The organism is Shimia marina (genome assembly GCF_001458175.1).
Classification (GTDB): Bacteria; Pseudomonadota; Alphaproteobacteria; order Rhodobacterales; family Rhodobacteraceae; genus Shimia; species Shimia marina.
In genome coordinates, this window is the sequence record NZ_CYPW01000004.1 from 41,079 (window position 1) to 56,911 (window position 15,833).

The following is a 15,833-nucleotide window of genomic DNA, read 5'->3' on the forward strand; positions in this document are numbered from 1 at the left end:
AGCGCTGTTGTCTGACGGCTGTGGCGGTCTCGGAGATCTCACTTGGTGAGGTTTCAGGGGCTGCCACAGTTTTTATAGGCGTAGCGGAGGATGTCTGCGCGTTAAGGTGTGAAATTCAGCGGCTGGTTGAAGCCAAAGCTTTCTCCTGAGAGTTTCTTAGGAGCTTTGGGCATTTTGCGGGCGTTCTTCACAGCGGCGATGGCGGCCCGGTCAATGTTGGGATTGCCGGAAGACCGTATGATTTTCGCACTCAGAATTCTGCCATCGCGGTGAATTTTCAGCTTCAGCGTCACCCGCCATGTGCCGGTTTCGCCGCGCGGAAACTTTTGATGACGCGCAATTCTGCTGCGGATTTTTGCGCCCCAGATCGCCTTTAGCTTCGCCTGTTTGCCCTTGGAGGCGGTGGCGACTGCGGCGCTTGCGTTGTCGCCTGCCTGCGTGCTCCCGCCACTGCCTGCGGCTTGTTTTTCCTGCCGACCTGCGGAAGATTTTTGCGCGACTTTGGCTTGGGTGACCTCTTTTTCAGGCTTTGGCGGTACCACCGGTGGCGGCGGAGCTTCAGGCTCCGGCTTTTTTTCTTCGGGTGGCGGAGGCGGCGGCGTGGTGATGTCAGCGGCCAGCTCAAAGCTCTCTGGTGGAGGCTCTTGCAGTGATGAAATACGCACGGCGGCTCTTGGCGCCACTGTGTCCAGTTGTGGTGTCTCCGGAAGATCTGGCACCGCGTCCGGCGGTGGCAAGTCTGTTTCTACAGCGGTCTGAGTTTCTGGCGGACGTTCCCAGGTGTGCACCATTTCTGTGATGGTCGGGGTGGCGCCTTGCATGGCGGCCATGGCGTCTCCCCCTTGTCCCCCGGCCTCAGCACCTGTGCTTGGAGCGGAGGCAAAGAGCACGACATGCACGAGAACGGCGATGCCGCCAGAGATACCTATTTCAATGGCGCGCCTCATTGTGGCACCACGATCAGTTCGACGTTGGACAAGCCTGCAACCGCGAGGTCAGAGAGAACTTTCGCCGCCAGCGACGAGGGCACACGTTGGTCGGCGCGAAGGCGGATGACAGCGGAGGTGCCGCTGATGGCCTTGACGTTTGCAATGGCGGCCTCTGCCTCGGCACCTTCAAAGGAAAGCGTTCCGTCCTTGTCCAGAAATATCACCGGTTCTGCTTCTGGTTTTTTCTCTGACGCGGCGGTTGGTGGCGTGACCTTAAATGGCGCTGGCTCCACCAAGCGGGACGTCATCAAGAAGAAGATCAAAAGCAGAAACACCACATTGATCATCGGAACGATGCTTTCGCCCTTGGGGCGTTTGTGGGGTTTGTCGATCTGCATGGCGTCACTCCACCAAAACGACCGAGGTGAAACCGGCCGATTGCAATTGTTGTGTCACATCGACAATGCGTTGCAGAGGGGTTTCCGGCCCGCCGCGCAGGATGAGCGTGTCCGTTGGGCTCTCTGTCAGAGGGGCAACGGCGGCTGCGATGTCGATGACCACAATGCCATTGAGTTTGAGGCTGTCGGGTTCCACTTGAATCAGGCGGGGAGGACCGGAGTATTCACCGCCTCCGGCTGCCAAAGGGAGCGTCAACATAGCGTCAGAACCAAAGCGAGAAGCCAGCATGAAAAACACCAGAAGCAGAAACACCACATCAATCATGGGGGTCAGGCTGGGTTTGCGCCGAGGGCGCGTGGGAGGAGCGAGCAACATCGCGCTTACTCAGCGACGAGATGCAGGGCCGGCTTTGGCTCCTGAGCCAGGAAAAGCCGTGTAACGCCATCTTCGACGTCGCGGTGAACACGATCGATCACGCTTTCAAACCACGTCAGGGCCGCCGATGCGGGGATCGCTACAGCCATGCCGGCAGCGGTGGTCAAGAGCGCTTCCCAAATACCGCCGGCCAACTGGGAAGGATCCGCATTAGACCCGGCAGATTGCAGAGCCTGGAAGGCGGCAATCATCCCCAAGACCGTTCCCAACAAACCCAAAAGCGGGGCAATTGTTGCAATCAGTTCCAAGGCGGACAGGCCAATGCGCGCTTCGGCGAGCTGGTTTTTGGCCACCCGCGCGGCATCTTCGCGCGCGCGCTCCTCATCCCATTTCTGCATAGCCTTGAGCGCTGCCGTAATCACCTTGGAGCGGATGCCACGGCGCTTTTCTACGGTCTGCATGGCGGTCTGCAGATCGCCGTTCTCAAAGGCGCGCACGGCCTTGCCTGCCTTGCCGCGCGACCATGCCCCCATCAAGGCCAATTGCCAGATTTTCCAGAGGATCAATGCAAGCGTGATGACGGACAAGGCGGCAATGGCCCAAATGCTGGGGCCGCCGTCGCGCAGGAAGGCATGGGCATCAGAGGCTGCAGTCTGTGCCATGGCAGTAAGCTGTTCTTGGGTGGTGACCGGCGCGATTTCTGCGTCGGTGATCTCATCAAAAGCGGTGGCCGGGTCTGACACAGCGTCAGCGCTGGGAGAATCGACGCCTGCGTCTGTTGCTTCTGCTGTGTCTGGTTGCTCAGGTTGGAGGGCCGGTGAGGTGGACGTCTGCGTGTTTACATCTTCGGCCTCTGGCGCCGCAGGCGTGGCCAGAGTTGGCGTTTCTATTTCGACTTGGGGTGCAACCAAAGCGGGCGCTTCTGGCGCTGTCAGAGGGGCGGTTTCTGCGGTGGTTTGGGCAAATGCCATGACCGGCAAACAAAGGGCGCAGGTCATCAGGGTGAGCGATTTCATGTGCGGCTCCAATATGTCGCGATGTAGTGATTTTTAACGTCGATGTCCTGGCTTTTGCAGAATGCGCGCATCTTCTGCGTATCTTCTTTTTCGGAAGCAAACCAGAGCATATGTTCTGGAAAAGAGGTGCGATCTGCGATGGCGACATCAGGGAGTGTCTGGTCAGAGTGAGGGCTGTGCCAAATCACCTTTAGGTTGGGATGATCCGGAAGTGGATAGTCTTGAGTGCCGGCTTGCAGTACCACGCGGCCCCCTACGGAATGTGGCAGTGCTTCCAGCAGCCGAGCAGTGGCGGGAAAGGCCGTTTCATCGGCATAGATTGTGATCGCCTGGGTGTCAGGTATGCCACCGCCTCCCGGGCCGGTGATGCCAATTTGCGTGCCGATCGTGACGTTCTGTGCCCACTCCGTGGTGCGACCGCCCTCGTGAACAAAGACGTCAAACACAAGTTCATTGCGATGTGTGTCGACGCTGCGAATGGTGTACACAGGGCGATGTAGGGCTTTGTCACCTTTGGGCCAGATCGTAACACCCTTATCGTTGAGGCGCGGCCATTGTGGGGCCTGATCCCCCTTTGGGGGCAGAATGATACGGAAATGAATGGCGTTTTGTGCGTAGCTGCTCAGATCTTGGGCTGACAGGGTCACGCGTAGAAAGCTTTTGCCGATTGGAGTAACTGCGGTCACTGTGGCGAGCTGGAAGTTTGGCGGGTGGCCTTTGTGCTGCGCGGCATCGGACCATGTGAGGCTTTCGGCCAATTGAGGGGCAAAGTGCTCGATGCTCTCAACAAGGCTTTCCTTCAGGATGAAAAGCTTGTCTGTCTGATCCGCCATGACACAGGCGTGCACGCCATTTTCCAGTGCATCAAATGTGAGATGACCGTATTCAGACACCATCATGACACGGGCGTCGCTATTTTCTGGCAACTCCAGACCGTGCTCTTGGGCTTCATGCACCAGCAATGCGCGGATGGCCGGAAAAGCCAGACCAATCAGGCGTGTCTCAGCGCGAAATGGGAATTTTGTTTGCTCGTTCATAAAGAGCGCCTTTACTTCGGAATGACGTGCGGGTGCCCGTGCACCGGGTCTTTGATCACGGTGGAAGGCAGATTGAAGATCTTGGACATCATGTCTTCGGTCACAACGTCCTCAGGAGAGCCCTGGATGTGAACGGTGCCATTTTTGAGAGCGACGATGTGGTCGGCAAAGCGCGCGGCCAGGTTGATGTCATGCAGCACCATGGCCACAGTGCGACCGGTGTCCTGATTGAGCTTTTGCACCAGTGTCAAAAGTTCGATCTGATGAGGAAGATCCAGATAGGTCGTTGGCTCATCCAGCAGCAGAATATCTGTGTCCTGTGCCAAAGCCATGGCGATCCATGCGCGCTGGCGCTGTCCTCCAGAGAGGGTTTCAAGTGCCCGATGGGCATTGGCGGTCATGCCGGTCAATTCGAGTGCGCGCGCAACGGCAGCCTGATCGATTGTTGACCATTGCTGAAGTGCAGATTGGTGTGGGGTGCGGCCTCTGCGGACCAGATCATGCACGGATAGTCCTTCGGGGGCGGCAGGGGATTGCGGGAGCACAGCAAGCTCCCACGCCACCTGTTTGGAGCGTTGCGACGAAATGGATTTGCCATCGAGCACGATCTGTCCGCTGTCGAGTTTTTGCAGACGCGACAGGGCGCGCAGCAGGGTGGATTTTCCGCAGGCGTTGGGGCCGACGATGACTGTCATCTTCCCATCCGGCAGGGACAGGGACAGCGCCTTCAGCACCTCCTGCTTTTGAAAAGCAACGGAGACCGTGTTGGCTTGCAAGCGATTGGAGGAGCGCATCAGAAGTTTCCTTTGCGGAATTGAATCACCAAAAGCCACAGGAGGACCGGTGCGCCAATCAAGGCGGTAAAGACACCGGCAGGCAATTGGATGAGAGGGACGGAGCGGGCGGCCAGATCGGCAATCAGGGTGACGGCTGCGCCGACCAAAGCGGCTGCGAAAATCGCGGGTCGCCCTCCCCGGATGATGCGCCGCGCAATCGGGCCGGCGACAAAGGCCACAAAAGGCAGGGGGCCAGCAACGCTGACGCTTAAGGCGACCAGAGCGACCGACGTGCCAGCAACGGCAAGCCGGGTTGGGGTGAGCGCAATGCCGAGACCTGTTACGGTGTCGTCATTCATAGCCAGCCGCGCGAGGGGGAATTGCAGCCACGCCAGAAGCGGTGTCAGCAACGCGATGCCGCCCCAGATCATAGCCACATCGCCATAAGAACGCGTATTCAGAGAGCCTGTGAGCCAACGCGCCATATCGGCAGCAATGCGTTCGTCGGTCCAGCTGAGCAGTAGATCAGCCCCCGCGCCCAAGGTGAGGTTGATGCCGATGCCAACGAGGATCAGACGCGTGGTGTTCAGCCCATTTTGCCAGGCCAGCAGGGTCACAAGGATGGCGGCACCCAAGCCGCCAAGCAATGCCCCCATGACCACCATGCCACCTGTTATCAGCACGCAAAGAAGTGCGCCAAAATTGGCGCCTGCGGTGAAGCCAATGACATCGGGGGAAGCGAGCGGGTTGCGCAGCATGCTCTGCATCATGGCCCCGGCCATGCCGAAAGCCGCCCCTGCGCCAATGGCGACCAGAATACGAGGCAGGCGATGTTCGCGCACGATCATGTTTTCCAGATCATCAAGGTGCCCGATCAGGCCCCGGAAGAGGTCGCTCACACTCAGCGGATATGCTCCTGCTTTCAAAGAGAGGAACGCAACTGCCAGAGTTATTGTGAGCAGGAGCAGGCAGGCGAAAACCGCGCGCCGGGTGGTTTGAAAAGACAGGGCCTTGGTTTGCAGGGTTACGTTCACAGGCGGCGCCCTCCGCCCTTACGCACCATCACAATCAGCGCGGGACCGCCGATCAAAGCCGCCATGACGCCCGCCTGCATGTTGCCGCCTAAAATGGGAAGGCGTCCGATGAGATCCGCGCTCAGCAAGAGGCCAGCGCCGATCAGAGCGCTGAATGCCACCATCCAGCGCATGTCCTGTTGTGCCAGTGGGCGCGCGATGTGGGGGACCATCAGGCCAATGAAGGCGATGGGGCCGGCGAGGGCCACGGTGGAGGCCGCCAGCAAGACAATGGCAAGGCCGCTGATCAGTTTGGCGGCCCCAACATTGACGCCGAGGCTGCGGGCGGTGTCTTCGCCAAGCATAAGCGCGTTCAGTAGAAATGCCGCGACAAGAGCCACCAGAAACCCTCCTGCGAAGAAGGGCATCAAGGCGGTGATGTCAGCAAAGCTGATGCCATCCAAACCACCGAGAACCCAGAAGCGATAGACGTCCAAACTCTGGCGGCTCATGAGCAGGACGCCCCGTGTGATTGCAATGAAGAAGGCGCTGATTGCAGCGCCTGCCAAAAGCAGGCGCACAGGGCTGGCCTGTGCGCCGCCGCCAAGGCTGAACACCAATACCGCGCCGATGGCGCTTCCGAGCATGGCCACCCAGATGAACTGGCTCGGGTCAGACCAGCGCAGGGCAAAGACCACAATGACCACGCCAAGACCTGCGCCCGCATTGATGCCAAGGAGCCCCGGATCGGCAAGCGGGTTGCGGGTCATGCCTTGGATAAGCGCCCCGGCCACGCCAAGCGCAGCCCCTGTCAAAATCGCGGCCAGAAGACGTGGCAGGCGAATGTCCCGAATGACGATCTGTTCCGGGACCGACGGGTCATAAGCGCCAAAGGCCGCGCCGATATCTGCCCACGTCAGGTCACGCATGCCAAATCGCAGGGCGAGCACAGCGAGGCAGGTAACGCCAAGCAGCGTGATGAGCAAATGAAGCGGTCGCATGTCCTTGGGCATGGGGAGAACGTTGGTTTCGGCCTGTAGGCTCATGGCGTGATCTCCGGCAGGATGCCCGCTGCGCGTGAGGTGGCGACTTCGGTGTGTGGATCGCCGTCCATGGAGGCTTCGAGCAGAGGCACCAAAGCGTCCAGCGTGTATTCAATACTGAGCGGGCTGGAGTGCGACATGGCGGCGGTTGTGTCGAGGCCCAGGTAGATTTCCCGACCTTCTTTATAGGCGCGCATGGTGTGGCGCAGGGGCAGTGTATTCAGCCGCTCGACATTGTTGCCCGCGTCAATCCAGATCAAAGCGTCGGCATCAATTGGGGCTGTGACCTCTTCGGGAATAATCTTGTAGAGGCTGTCAAAGATGCCGATATCCTCAAGGCCTTCAGGTTCCTGAAAGCCGAGTTCAGCCATGAAGCGACCGCGGATGTCGCCTTGCGTGTAGGCACCGGTGCTGCCTGACCAGACCACGACGGCGCTGGCGCCCTGCCATTCTGGATGGGCCTCGCGGATGGCTTCGAAGCGTCCCTCAATTCTGGAGATATGCGCTTCGGCCAGTTCCTGTCGCCCGGTGGCAAGGCCGAGGGTGCGCAGCATGTCCGCCCAGGGTGCGCCATAGTCTCCCCAGTCTTCTTGGGGGGCGATGGTGGGGGCAATCTGACTGAGCAGGGCATAGTCGCTTGCACTCATGCCGCTCCACTGGCCAACAATCAGGTCAGGTTTGAGTGTGGCGATCTGTTCAATATTGATCTCACCCCACATCACAACGGGGGTGCCGTCCCCAAGAGCCTCTTGTGCCCATGGCCAGACGCCGTAGGGGTGCGGGCCGTACCACTTGCGCAGCGCTTGAGGGATGATGCCAAGAGACAGCAAAAAGTCATGGCCGATGAAGCTCAGAGAGACGATATTCTTTGGCTCTTCAGGGATGTGGGCTGTGCCGTAGCGATGGGTTATTTCAACCGGAAATGGTTCGGCTGATAGGCCAAACGGGCAGAGCAATCCCGCCGAAATGATCAATGAACGTAGCGCGCGCACCAGTGCTGTCCCTGTCTCATTGCCCCATGTGTGGCCCCTATGTGGGCGGAGCAATCTTGGAAACCTTTGGGCTGGCTGCGATGTTGAAAGTGTCTCAACACGACAGTGGCTAGGTGGGTTCGATTAACTTTTCAGATGGTTTCTGTCAAGTTTTCACATATTCAACTCAGCCGGGAAAGCCCCGGCTGAGTTTGTTTTTGAGATCAGAAGGCTTTGGTGACCGATAGCTGCACATTGCGTCCTTCGCCGAAGTAGCATGTGAAGGTGGCGCAGCCGGTAATGACACGTTTGTCGGTCAAGTTGCTGACATTCAAAGCCACACGCCAGTCGTTCTTTTGGTAGCTGATGGCTGCGTCGAGCAATGTATAGGATTCGGTTTCGAATTCCGTTGGAAGGCCTGGCACTGCAAAGCCAGCAGAGCCTTTGGTTTTGCCTGTGAAGCGCGCTCCCAATCCGAAGTTCCATCCATCGAGGGATTTGGGTGCATAGTTGATCCATGCCGAAGCCATTTGTTCAGGCACCAGATCAATGTAGTCCTGTGTTTCTGTCTCCGTATCGAGGAGTGTATAGGAGGCTTGCACGGACACTTCACCGAAGTTGTGGAAAGCTTCCAGCTCGATGCCTTTGGAAGAGGCTTCGCCCGTCTGGATGCGTTGGGATGGATCGTTGGGGTCAGTTTGCAGCAGATTAGACTTTGTGATGTCGAATGCGGCAGCCGACAGCAGCGTATTGGTGCCTTTAGGCTGATACTTTACACCGATCTCATACTGTCGCCCTTTGGTGGGTTCAAAGGCTGTGCCGTCTGCTTGTGCTCCAAGCGTCTCTTGCTGAAAGCTCGTGGCCCAACTTGCATAGGGAGCAAGACCATTGTCCAAAACATACATGATCGCTGCGTTGCCAGTCCAATCGCTGTCTTTGGCCGCAGGGTCGACGCTATTGTTGTTGGGGTCAGTGCTTTCGCCACGCTCAATCTGGCTGAAGCGCAAACCAAAATCGAGGAAAAGCCTATCCTCAATGGTTGCGCGGTTTTGGTTGTAGACGCCCCATTCCGTTACCTTGACCGCAGGCGTGTCGATGATGGTTGGATTGATGATCGTGCCATAGTTGGGATCAAAAGGGTTGATCGGAGCGCCATGGTTGGCTGGATCTGTGTTGGCAGAAGAGTCTTTGTCAAACTTGGCCCGGTTGTAGTTGAAGCCCACAATGCTGCGCATTTCGACGCCGCCTAAACGGTATTCTGCGGTGGCGTAGGCATCAGCAGCTGCGGTTTTGAGCGTATTCCGGGATTTGTAGAACGTTCTGTTGATCGTGCCGTCCGCATTGTAGCGGCCAAGATAAAGATATTGCGCAACTGCAGGTATGTTGCCCGCTGCGATCAGGTCTGTCGCACCGTACCAGTAGGCGTGATCATAATCACCTTTAGAATCGCTGTAGCGTGCATTCGCATTCAGAGACCAAACCTCATTGAAGCGATGTTGGAAGTTGGCGGAGATGCTGCCAGATCTCGCATCATAACGATCAAACCCGGGCTCACCGACATATAGATCTGAGTCAAACTGGCGACCAGCGTGGGGGGAAGGGACCGCACCGAAACCCGGAATGACAAATTGGTCTGGTACCGGCTGCAAGGTGCCAATGTAGGATGCGAACTGAGACGCAGGAGTTGCGTTGTTTTTTTGATACTCAGCAAGGATAGTGACCTCGGTATCTGCGCCAAGCTTCCAGGTGAGCGAGGGCGCAATCGCTATGGCATCATCTTGAGAGTAGGCTAGAACATCGTCTGAATCGCGGAGCAAGCCGACAAAGCGGTACTTGAGCGTTCCGTCTTCATTCCCATCGCCACTGAAGTCTACTGCAACCTGCTTGCGCTTATTGGTTCCAATCTGTGCTTGAACAATATTGGGTGCGTCTTGTGCAGAGGTTTTGGAGGTTGTGTTGATCACGCCACCTACGGAGCTATCGCCATAAAGGCCAGACGCCGGGCCGCGCAGTACTTCAACACTGTTCAGGAGGAAGGTTTCGGGACGTGGGCTGTTGTAGAAGCCATAGCGGGTTGGGAGGCCATCCCGCAAGAAACTTGGATTGAAGCCACGGACGTAGGACCAGTCTGCGCGGTTATCCATGCCAAAGGCACCGGCGCGCACGCCGGGCGTGTAGGCGAGCACTTCTTCCAGATCGCGTGCGCCGCGTTCTTGGATCTGATCTGCGGTGATGACGCTGACCGAGCGGGGTGTTTCCGCAATCGCATCGCCGGTTTTCGCGACTGTACCGGTCTGCAGAGAGATGGTTTCGCCAAAGAAGCCTTCGGTATTGGCTCCGCTTACATTGATATCTTCGAGATCGATGTCCTGTGCAAAGGCCGGGAGGGCCGCAACCAGCGCGCACAGGGACACAGTCGTACGTCGCAAGAGCATGACACGTTTCCCATTCCTGTTGGTGTGTGATGCCTGGCGATGCGCTGGGTTGTGAAGGCGCGATAGGAAGGCTCGGGGGAAACGTCAATTTGCTCACATGTGAACGAATGTGAAATGTTGCTTTGTGGGCACATCTTTATGATGTGTCGCTGGGGCAGGTGGGGGCGGCGCGATATCTGCACAGGTTTCGTGTTCAGGGAGCGTGATGTCGCAATCGAGTATTGACCGTGCAATTCGACTTCTGGCATCTACCCCTCATGTCCGGTTCTGGGAGGAATCTCAGAAGCAATAGGGAATGCAGTGCGGTGTCTTGACGCCAATTCTGCAACTGCCCCCGCAACTGTAGGCGGAGAGCACGGCTGATACATGCCACTGGGAGTGCCCGGGAAGGCCAGCCTGAGTGTTTTGACCCGCAAGTCAGGAGACCTGCCAGACATGCGCCCTCGGAAGGGGCGTTCATCATTGGCGACGGGGTGCGCGCCAGATCCATGTCTGTCCTTGGGGCACATTGGGGCGCGCGTCTTGGCGGTATTTTAGGAATGCGCCGGGGAAGGCGCGACGTGATAAGGACCTGATTTATGAAAAAACTGCTTTTGGCGGCCACTGCTGCTTTGTCGATCCCGGCAATGGCGCAGGCGCATTTTCTGCTTGAGTACACAGAAAATACTATGATCGAGCGTCCGGGGGATGTTCCTGTGAAGCTGATCTTCTGGCATCCGCATGAAGCCGGTCACGTGATGACGCTTGAAAAGCCCGAAGAGTTTTTTGTCATCCACAATGGCGAAAAAACCGATCTGATGGACACGCTGGAAGAGACCACTTTTGATGGCCCAGACAACAGTGCCAAAGCCTTTCTCGGCTCCGTGCCTGTGAAACGCTCCGGTGACTATGTGGTCGTGACTGTGCCTGCGCCTTACTATGAAGAGTCCGAAGACATCTTCATTCAGCAGATCACCAAAACCTATCTGAACCGCAATGCGCTGCCGACCGACTGGGATCAGCCTCAGGGGCTGGCCACGGAAATTCTGCCGCTTAACAAGCCCTACAACATTGTGGCAGGCTCCACCTTCACCGGCCGTGTGTTGAGCGAAGGCAAGCCCGTTGCAGGCGCAGAAATCGAAATCGAGTATATGGCCGCAGAACCTGATCTGGCGGGCACCGGTGCCAAGGCGGCAACCGTTGGTGCGTTGCCGGGTGGGGCCATCGTGGCGATCTCCGATGACAACGGCTATTTCTCCTTTGGTGTGCCAAAAGCAGGCTACTGGGGCTTTGCGGCGCTGGGCTCTGGGCCGGCAACCGAGCATGAAGGTAAGGAACTCAGCCAAGATGCTGTGATCTGGATCCGCGCCTGGGATCTGGAGTAAGCCTAAAATGCACATTGTTGACGGAGCCTTGTCAAACCCTGTGGTGATCGGTGGCGCTGTCGCCGCGGTCGGGGGGATCGCCATTGGCCTGAGATCGCTGGATCTTGACCGCATTCCCACAGCGGGTGTGCTGTCTGCCAGTTTCTTTGTGGCCTCTTTGATCCATGTGCCAATTGGCCCGTCCTCTGTGCATTTGATACTCAACGGTCTGGCCGGGCTTTTGCTTGGCTGGGCCGCCTTTCCGGCCTTGTTTGTCGGTCTTCTGTTGCAGGCTGTGTTCTTTGGCTTTGGTGGCCTGACCGTGCTTGGGGTCAACACCGTGAATATTGCTTTGCCTGCTGTCTTGGCCTGGATGATTTTTGGGGGCCTGATTGGGCGAGGCTCTCCGGTTCATGGTGCCATCTGGGGCGGGATTGGTGGCGCTTTTGCCATCGCCGCGACCACGGGATTTGTGGCGATTTCGCTTGCCTTGTCCGGTGATGAATTCCTGCCTGCTGCCAAGCTTGTCTTTTTTGCCCATATTCCGGTGATGGTGATCGAAGCTGTGTTGACGGGATTTGCCGTTCTGCTCGCACGTAAGGTCAAGCCGGAGCTTTTTGTGAAAGGGGCTTCCGCATGAAATCGTGGGTCGTGATTGCCTGTCTCATCTGTGCACCTTTGCCAGCCTTGGCGCATAAAGTGATTGCCGGCGTGTTTCCCGCCGGCGATGCCATTGAGGGAGAGCTTGGGTTTTCCAATGGCGATATGGCAGTGGATCAGGAAGTGATTGTCTATGGTCCTGATGGGGCCGAACTCGGCCGCACTGTGACGGATGCCGATGGTTTTTTCCTTTATGTCCCTAAGCAGCCTGTCGCGCATAGGTTCACTGCGGATCTGGGGGCAGGGCATGTGGCCAATGTCACCATGAATGCGCAGGAGGTTGCCGAAATTATGGGCGTTGCAGCGGAGGTTGTCGAAACCTCCGAGGTTCAGGCCACCGTAGCAGGGCCTGAGGCGGTTATCTTCGCTGGGCTATCGGATGAAGAGCGCGCCGCAATTGCCAAGGCCGTGCGTGATGAACTGCGCCCTTTGCGACGTGAGATTGCGGCCTACCGGGAACAGAATGATCTTCAGACCATCCTTGGGGGTATTGGGTATATCCTTGGTCTGTTTGGGATTGGATTTTACATCGCGGCCCGCAAGAAGTTGGCTGGCTGATGGCACATGTGCTGGAACCCCAAGCTAAGACGCTGGCTGAGGCAGAGCAAGATGCGCCTTATGGCCTGATTGCGGATATTGATCCGCGTGTGCGTATTGTTATGGCCTGTGTGTTTGCAGTTGTGACGGTTGCGCTGGGCTCCGTGCCGGGCTTGCTCGCCGCGTTGAGCATCGCGATTGGGTTGCTTCTTCTGTCGCGTTTGCCGATCCGGCGCACGCTAAAGCGTATGGCCATGATGGATGGTTTCATCATTTTTATGCTGGTTTTAATGCCGTTTTCCATGCCCGGAGACGTGATGTTCACGGTGTTTGGCTTTCCTGCAAGTTGGCAGGGGCTTTGGAAAGCTTTCGAGATCGCATTGACGGCCAACGCCGTTATTCTGACCCTGATGGTTCTGGTGGGCACGATGGAGCCCGTAACACTTGGCCACGCGTTACATCGGCTGCGGTGTCCGGAAGTTCTGGTGCATTTGATGATGTTCACCATCCGCTACATTGAGGTGCTACGGGAAGAGTATTTACGGCTGCGCAGCGCGATGAAAATTCGCGGATTTCGGCCCGGTACCAACTGGCATACATATCGCAGTTTTGGCTATCTCGTCGGTATGATGATGGTGCGGGCGATTGAGCGATCCGAGCGCATTCTGGGGGCCATGAAGTGCAGAGGTTTCTCTGGGCGGCTGATGTTGCTACAAGAGTTCTCTATGAGCAGGCGCGACCACGTGTTTGCCGCTCTCTTGGGAGCCGCCTGTATCGGACTACTGATTGTGGATTTTGCATGACCATCTTGCAGCTCGATGACATCCATTTTGCCTACGCGGGACAGGCGCCGATTTTGGCCGGGGCTTCTATGCAGCTTGAGGCGGGGCAACGGCTCTCAATCACGGGGCCCAATGGTGCCGGTAAATCCACGTTGTTTCGCATCTCCCTTGGCTTGCAGAGCCCGACTGCAGGGCAGGTGACAGTGTTTGGCAAACCTCGAAACGTAGAGGCGGATTTTTTGGATGTCCGTCGTCGTGTTGGTCTGGTGTTTCAGGATCCTGATGATCAGCTTTTCTGTCCCACGGTTGCGGAAGACATTGCCTTTGGTCCGCTGAATTTGGGGCGTAGCAAGGAAGAAGCCCTGCAGATTGTTGACCGTGTTCTCACGGATCTGGATCTGATGCATCTGAAGGAGCGGATCACGCATAAGCTGTCTGGCGGGGAGAAGCGTTTGGTGACCTTGGCAACCGTTTTGGCCATGGAGCCGGAAGCGCTGTTGTTGGATGAGCCAACCAATGCGCTGGATACAAAAAACGAAGCGCGTTTGCTGGAGATTTTGCAAGCGCTTCCGCAGGCGATTTTGCTGGTGAGCCACTCTCCTGCTTTCCGGCAGGCTTTGGCTCCGGACTCACTGATTCTAGAAGATGGGCAGCTGATCTCGGCGTGAGCTGAACGGTGGTGGGCAGAAGGAGTTTTGACGGAAAACACCTCTTTGCGGGCGATCACATACACCTGAAAGCCAGGTTTTTGGGGAGGTGTGGCGGCTCACTTCATGATTGCGTTGCGGCGTTCGTAGATTTTGCGTGGCTCTTGGATTGCTTTTTCGTGCGGGTCTGCAACTATATGAATTATAATAACATATAGGCGTTTTCTGTATCTATCGTTGTCTCTTCATTATGGAGATGAACAACCTAGGGTTTTTGCCTTGCGACACGTCAAGTGTCGTTTTTCGTACCTGTAAACGCAAATTTAAGAGCTGAAAACACAGGCTCAGGCGCGAACAGTAACAAGGGCCGCCCGATATGAGCAATGTCACCGACAACCTCCCCGAACGATTTTCTCTGACCAATGAAAGTCTGGAGGACCTCCAAGAAGCTGGGGTTTTTTTGACCCCAATGTTGGATGAGGCGCTGGATGATTTCTACGCATTTGCCTTGCAGGATGAAACGATGGCGGCGTTTTTCACGCAAGATGGCGTTCTGGAGCATGCGCGCGGGCGGCAGAAGGCCCATTGGGCGATGATGATCAATGGGGACTTTTCCGAGGCATATCTCGCTTCAGCCGAGGCCATCGGTAAAGTGCATTTTCGTATTCAGCTTCCGTTTGAGTTGTATTTGTCTGGTTACGCCCGTGCGACGACCTTCATGCAAGATGCATTGGTTCGAGCATGGTCAAAGAGATATGGACAACGTGTGCGCCTGAAATTGGCGCGGCTTGTGCCTGCGCTGTCGCGTGCCTTCGCAATGGACACGACTTTGGTGATTGCAGCGTATTTCCGGGCCCAGAATGAAGAACAGCGTCGCGCCTTCGGGCATTTGCAGCGTGGCATGGAACGTGTGTCTGCCAAAGACCTCTCTCAGGATATTCCGTCGCCAGATCAAAGTGATTACCCCGCCCGCTACGACGACATCCGTGAAGCTTTCAATTTGCTGTCTGGCGCGATGCGAGAGATGGTGCAGACCATTGCAGAAACCTCTCGTGGTCTCGATCAGACAGCAGACCATGTAAAGGTGGCAAGCAATGATTTGGCACGGCGTACTGAGGCGCAGGCGGCGACGCTGGAACAGACAGCTTCCGCAGTGGAAGAGATCAATACCCATGCCAAAGCTTCCAGCAAAGCCACAGAGCAGACCAACAATGCGGTTACTGCGGCAAGAGATGCGGCCGAGCTTGGGGTCAGTGTTGCGCGTGAGAGTATTGATCAGATCGGAAATATTGCGACTGCGTCCAAACAGATTGCGGAAGTTACGGGGGTAATTGATGATATTGCCTTTCAGACCAATCTCTTGGCCTTGAATGCCGGCGTGGAAGCTGCGCGTGCAGGTGACGCGGGACGTGGTTTTGCGGTCGTGGCCTCTGAAGTGCGCGGGCTGGCACAGAAGGCTTCTGATGCGGCCAAAGAAATTGATACGTTGATACAACGCTCATCCTCCATGGTGGAGCAGGGTGTTGTTTTATCACAGCGGGCGGGGCAGGCATTGGAGACGATCCTCAAGGAGGTTGAAAATGCGGCTCAACTGACGGGAGAGGTGTCCACAGCATCTCAAGAGCAATCCGTAGCCCTTTCCGAGATTGCGGAAAGCGTTTCGCATTTGGATGTTGTTACGCAAAAGAACGCTGCGATGGTCGATCAAACGGCTACAGCCATGACGGGAATGCGTGAAGATAGCGCGGCGATGTCCCAGATTGTAAGTGAATTTCAGCTTCAGAAACTGGACGGCACGTCAGAGTGGCATCCCAGTGCCGGTGTGGCATAGTCCGGCGCCGGTGTGTGTTGGAGGATCGTGTCTTTTCGG

16 protein-coding genes and 1 riboswitch are annotated in these 15,833 nt (G+C 56.9%); of the genes, 6 read left to right on the top strand and 10 right to left on the bottom strand.

Annotated features, from left to right (window positions below; translation table 11 throughout):
• Positions 1-101 precede the first annotated feature (101 nt).
• From SHM7688_RS01415 to SHM7688_RS01460, 10 genes are all read right to left on the bottom strand, one after another.
• Positions 102-947, bottom strand: coding sequence for an energy transducer TonB family protein (locus SHM7688_RS01415; protein WP_058238246.1), 846 nt, complete (start codon positions 945-947; stop codon positions 102-104).
• Positions 944-1,327: an ExbD/TolR family protein gene (locus SHM7688_RS01420; protein WP_058238247.1), complete on the bottom strand. Its 384-nt coding sequence runs from the start codon at positions 1,325-1,327 to the stop codon at positions 944-946. The genes SHM7688_RS01415 and SHM7688_RS01420 overlap by 4 nt, the downstream gene beginning before the upstream one ends.
• Before the next feature lie 4 nt (positions 1,328-1,331).
• Positions 1,332-1,703, bottom strand: coding sequence for an ExbD/TolR family protein (locus SHM7688_RS01425; protein WP_058238248.1), 372 nt, complete (start codon positions 1,701-1,703; stop codon positions 1,332-1,334).
• A 5-nt stretch (positions 1,704-1,708) separates the two neighbouring features.
• Positions 1,709-2,719, bottom strand: coding sequence for a MotA/TolQ/ExbB proton channel family protein (locus SHM7688_RS19315; RefSeq protein ID WP_083498825.1), 1,011 nt, complete (start codon positions 2,717-2,719; stop codon positions 1,709-1,711).
• Entirely contained in the window at positions 2,716-3,756 is a 1,041-nt protein-coding gene (locus SHM7688_RS01435; protein WP_058238249.1) for a siderophore-interacting protein, read from the bottom strand. The genes SHM7688_RS19315 and SHM7688_RS01435 overlap by 4 nt, the downstream gene beginning before the upstream one ends.
• A gap of 11 nt (positions 3,757-3,767) precedes the next feature.
• Complete coding sequence (locus SHM7688_RS01440) at positions 3,768-4,550, bottom strand: ABC transporter ATP-binding protein (protein ID WP_058238250.1); 783 nt, start codon at positions 4,548-4,550, stop codon at positions 3,768-3,770.
• Positions 4,550-5,566 carry a FecCD family ABC transporter permease gene (locus tag SHM7688_RS01445; protein ID WP_058238251.1) on the bottom strand — a complete coding sequence of 339 codons (1,017 nt, stop codon included), beginning with the start codon at positions 5,564-5,566 and terminating at the stop codon, positions 4,550-4,552. The genes SHM7688_RS01440 and SHM7688_RS01445 overlap by 1 nt, the downstream gene beginning before the upstream one ends.
• Entirely contained in the window at positions 5,563-6,591 is a 1,029-nt protein-coding gene (locus SHM7688_RS01450; RefSeq protein ID WP_058238252.1) for a FecCD family ABC transporter permease, read from the bottom strand. Before SHM7688_RS01450 ends, SHM7688_RS01445 begins: the two co-directional genes overlap by 4 nt.
• On the bottom strand, positions 6,588-7,580 hold the full coding sequence (locus SHM7688_RS01455; RefSeq protein ID WP_058238253.1) for an iron-siderophore ABC transporter substrate-binding protein: 993 nt from the start codon (positions 7,578-7,580) through the stop codon (positions 6,588-6,590). The genes SHM7688_RS01450 and SHM7688_RS01455 overlap by 4 nt, the downstream gene beginning before the upstream one ends.
• Before the next feature lie 203 nt (positions 7,581-7,783).
• Positions 7,784-9,994: a TonB-dependent siderophore receptor gene (locus SHM7688_RS01460; protein ID WP_058238254.1), complete on the bottom strand. Its 2,211-nt coding sequence runs from the start codon at positions 9,992-9,994 to the stop codon at positions 7,784-7,786.
• Positions 9,995-10,239: 245 nt separating this feature from the next.
• Positions 10,240-10,442: riboswitch (cobalamin riboswitch) on the top strand.
• A 130-nt stretch (positions 10,443-10,572) separates the two neighbouring features.
• Between SHM7688_RS01460 and SHM7688_RS01465 the strand changes: the two genes are divergently transcribed.
• From SHM7688_RS01465 to SHM7688_RS01490, 6 genes are all read left to right on the top strand, one after another.
• Complete coding sequence (locus SHM7688_RS01465) at positions 10,573-11,358, top strand: DUF4198 domain-containing protein (protein ID WP_058238255.1); 786 nt, start codon at positions 10,573-10,575, stop codon at positions 11,356-11,358.
• 7 nt (positions 11,359-11,365) lie between these two features.
• Positions 11,366-11,977, top strand: a complete 612-nt coding sequence (gene cbiM, locus SHM7688_RS01470) for a cobalt transporter CbiM (protein WP_058238256.1) — start codon at positions 11,366-11,368, stop codon at positions 11,975-11,977.
• Complete coding sequence (locus SHM7688_RS01475) at positions 11,974-12,555, top strand: NikL family nickel/cobalt ECF transporter subunit (protein ID WP_058238257.1); 582 nt, start codon at positions 11,974-11,976, stop codon at positions 12,553-12,555. Before cbiM ends, SHM7688_RS01475 begins: the two co-directional genes overlap by 4 nt.
• Positions 12,555-13,337 (top strand): cobalt ECF transporter T component CbiQ, encoded by a 783-nt coding sequence (gene cbiQ / locus SHM7688_RS01480; RefSeq protein WP_058238258.1) that lies wholly within the window; start codon positions 12,555-12,557, stop codon positions 13,335-13,337. Before SHM7688_RS01475 ends, cbiQ begins: the two co-directional genes overlap by 1 nt.
• Positions 13,334-13,984: an energy-coupling factor ABC transporter ATP-binding protein gene (locus SHM7688_RS01485; RefSeq protein ID WP_058238259.1), complete on the top strand. Its 651-nt coding sequence runs from the start codon at positions 13,334-13,336 to the stop codon at positions 13,982-13,984. Before cbiQ ends, SHM7688_RS01485 begins: the two co-directional genes overlap by 4 nt.
• 355 nt (positions 13,985-14,339) lie before the next feature.
• Entirely contained in the window at positions 14,340-15,794 is a 1,455-nt protein-coding gene (locus SHM7688_RS01490) for a methyl-accepting chemotaxis protein (RefSeq protein WP_058238260.1), read from the top strand.
• Positions 15,795-15,833: the final 39 nt, after the last annotated feature.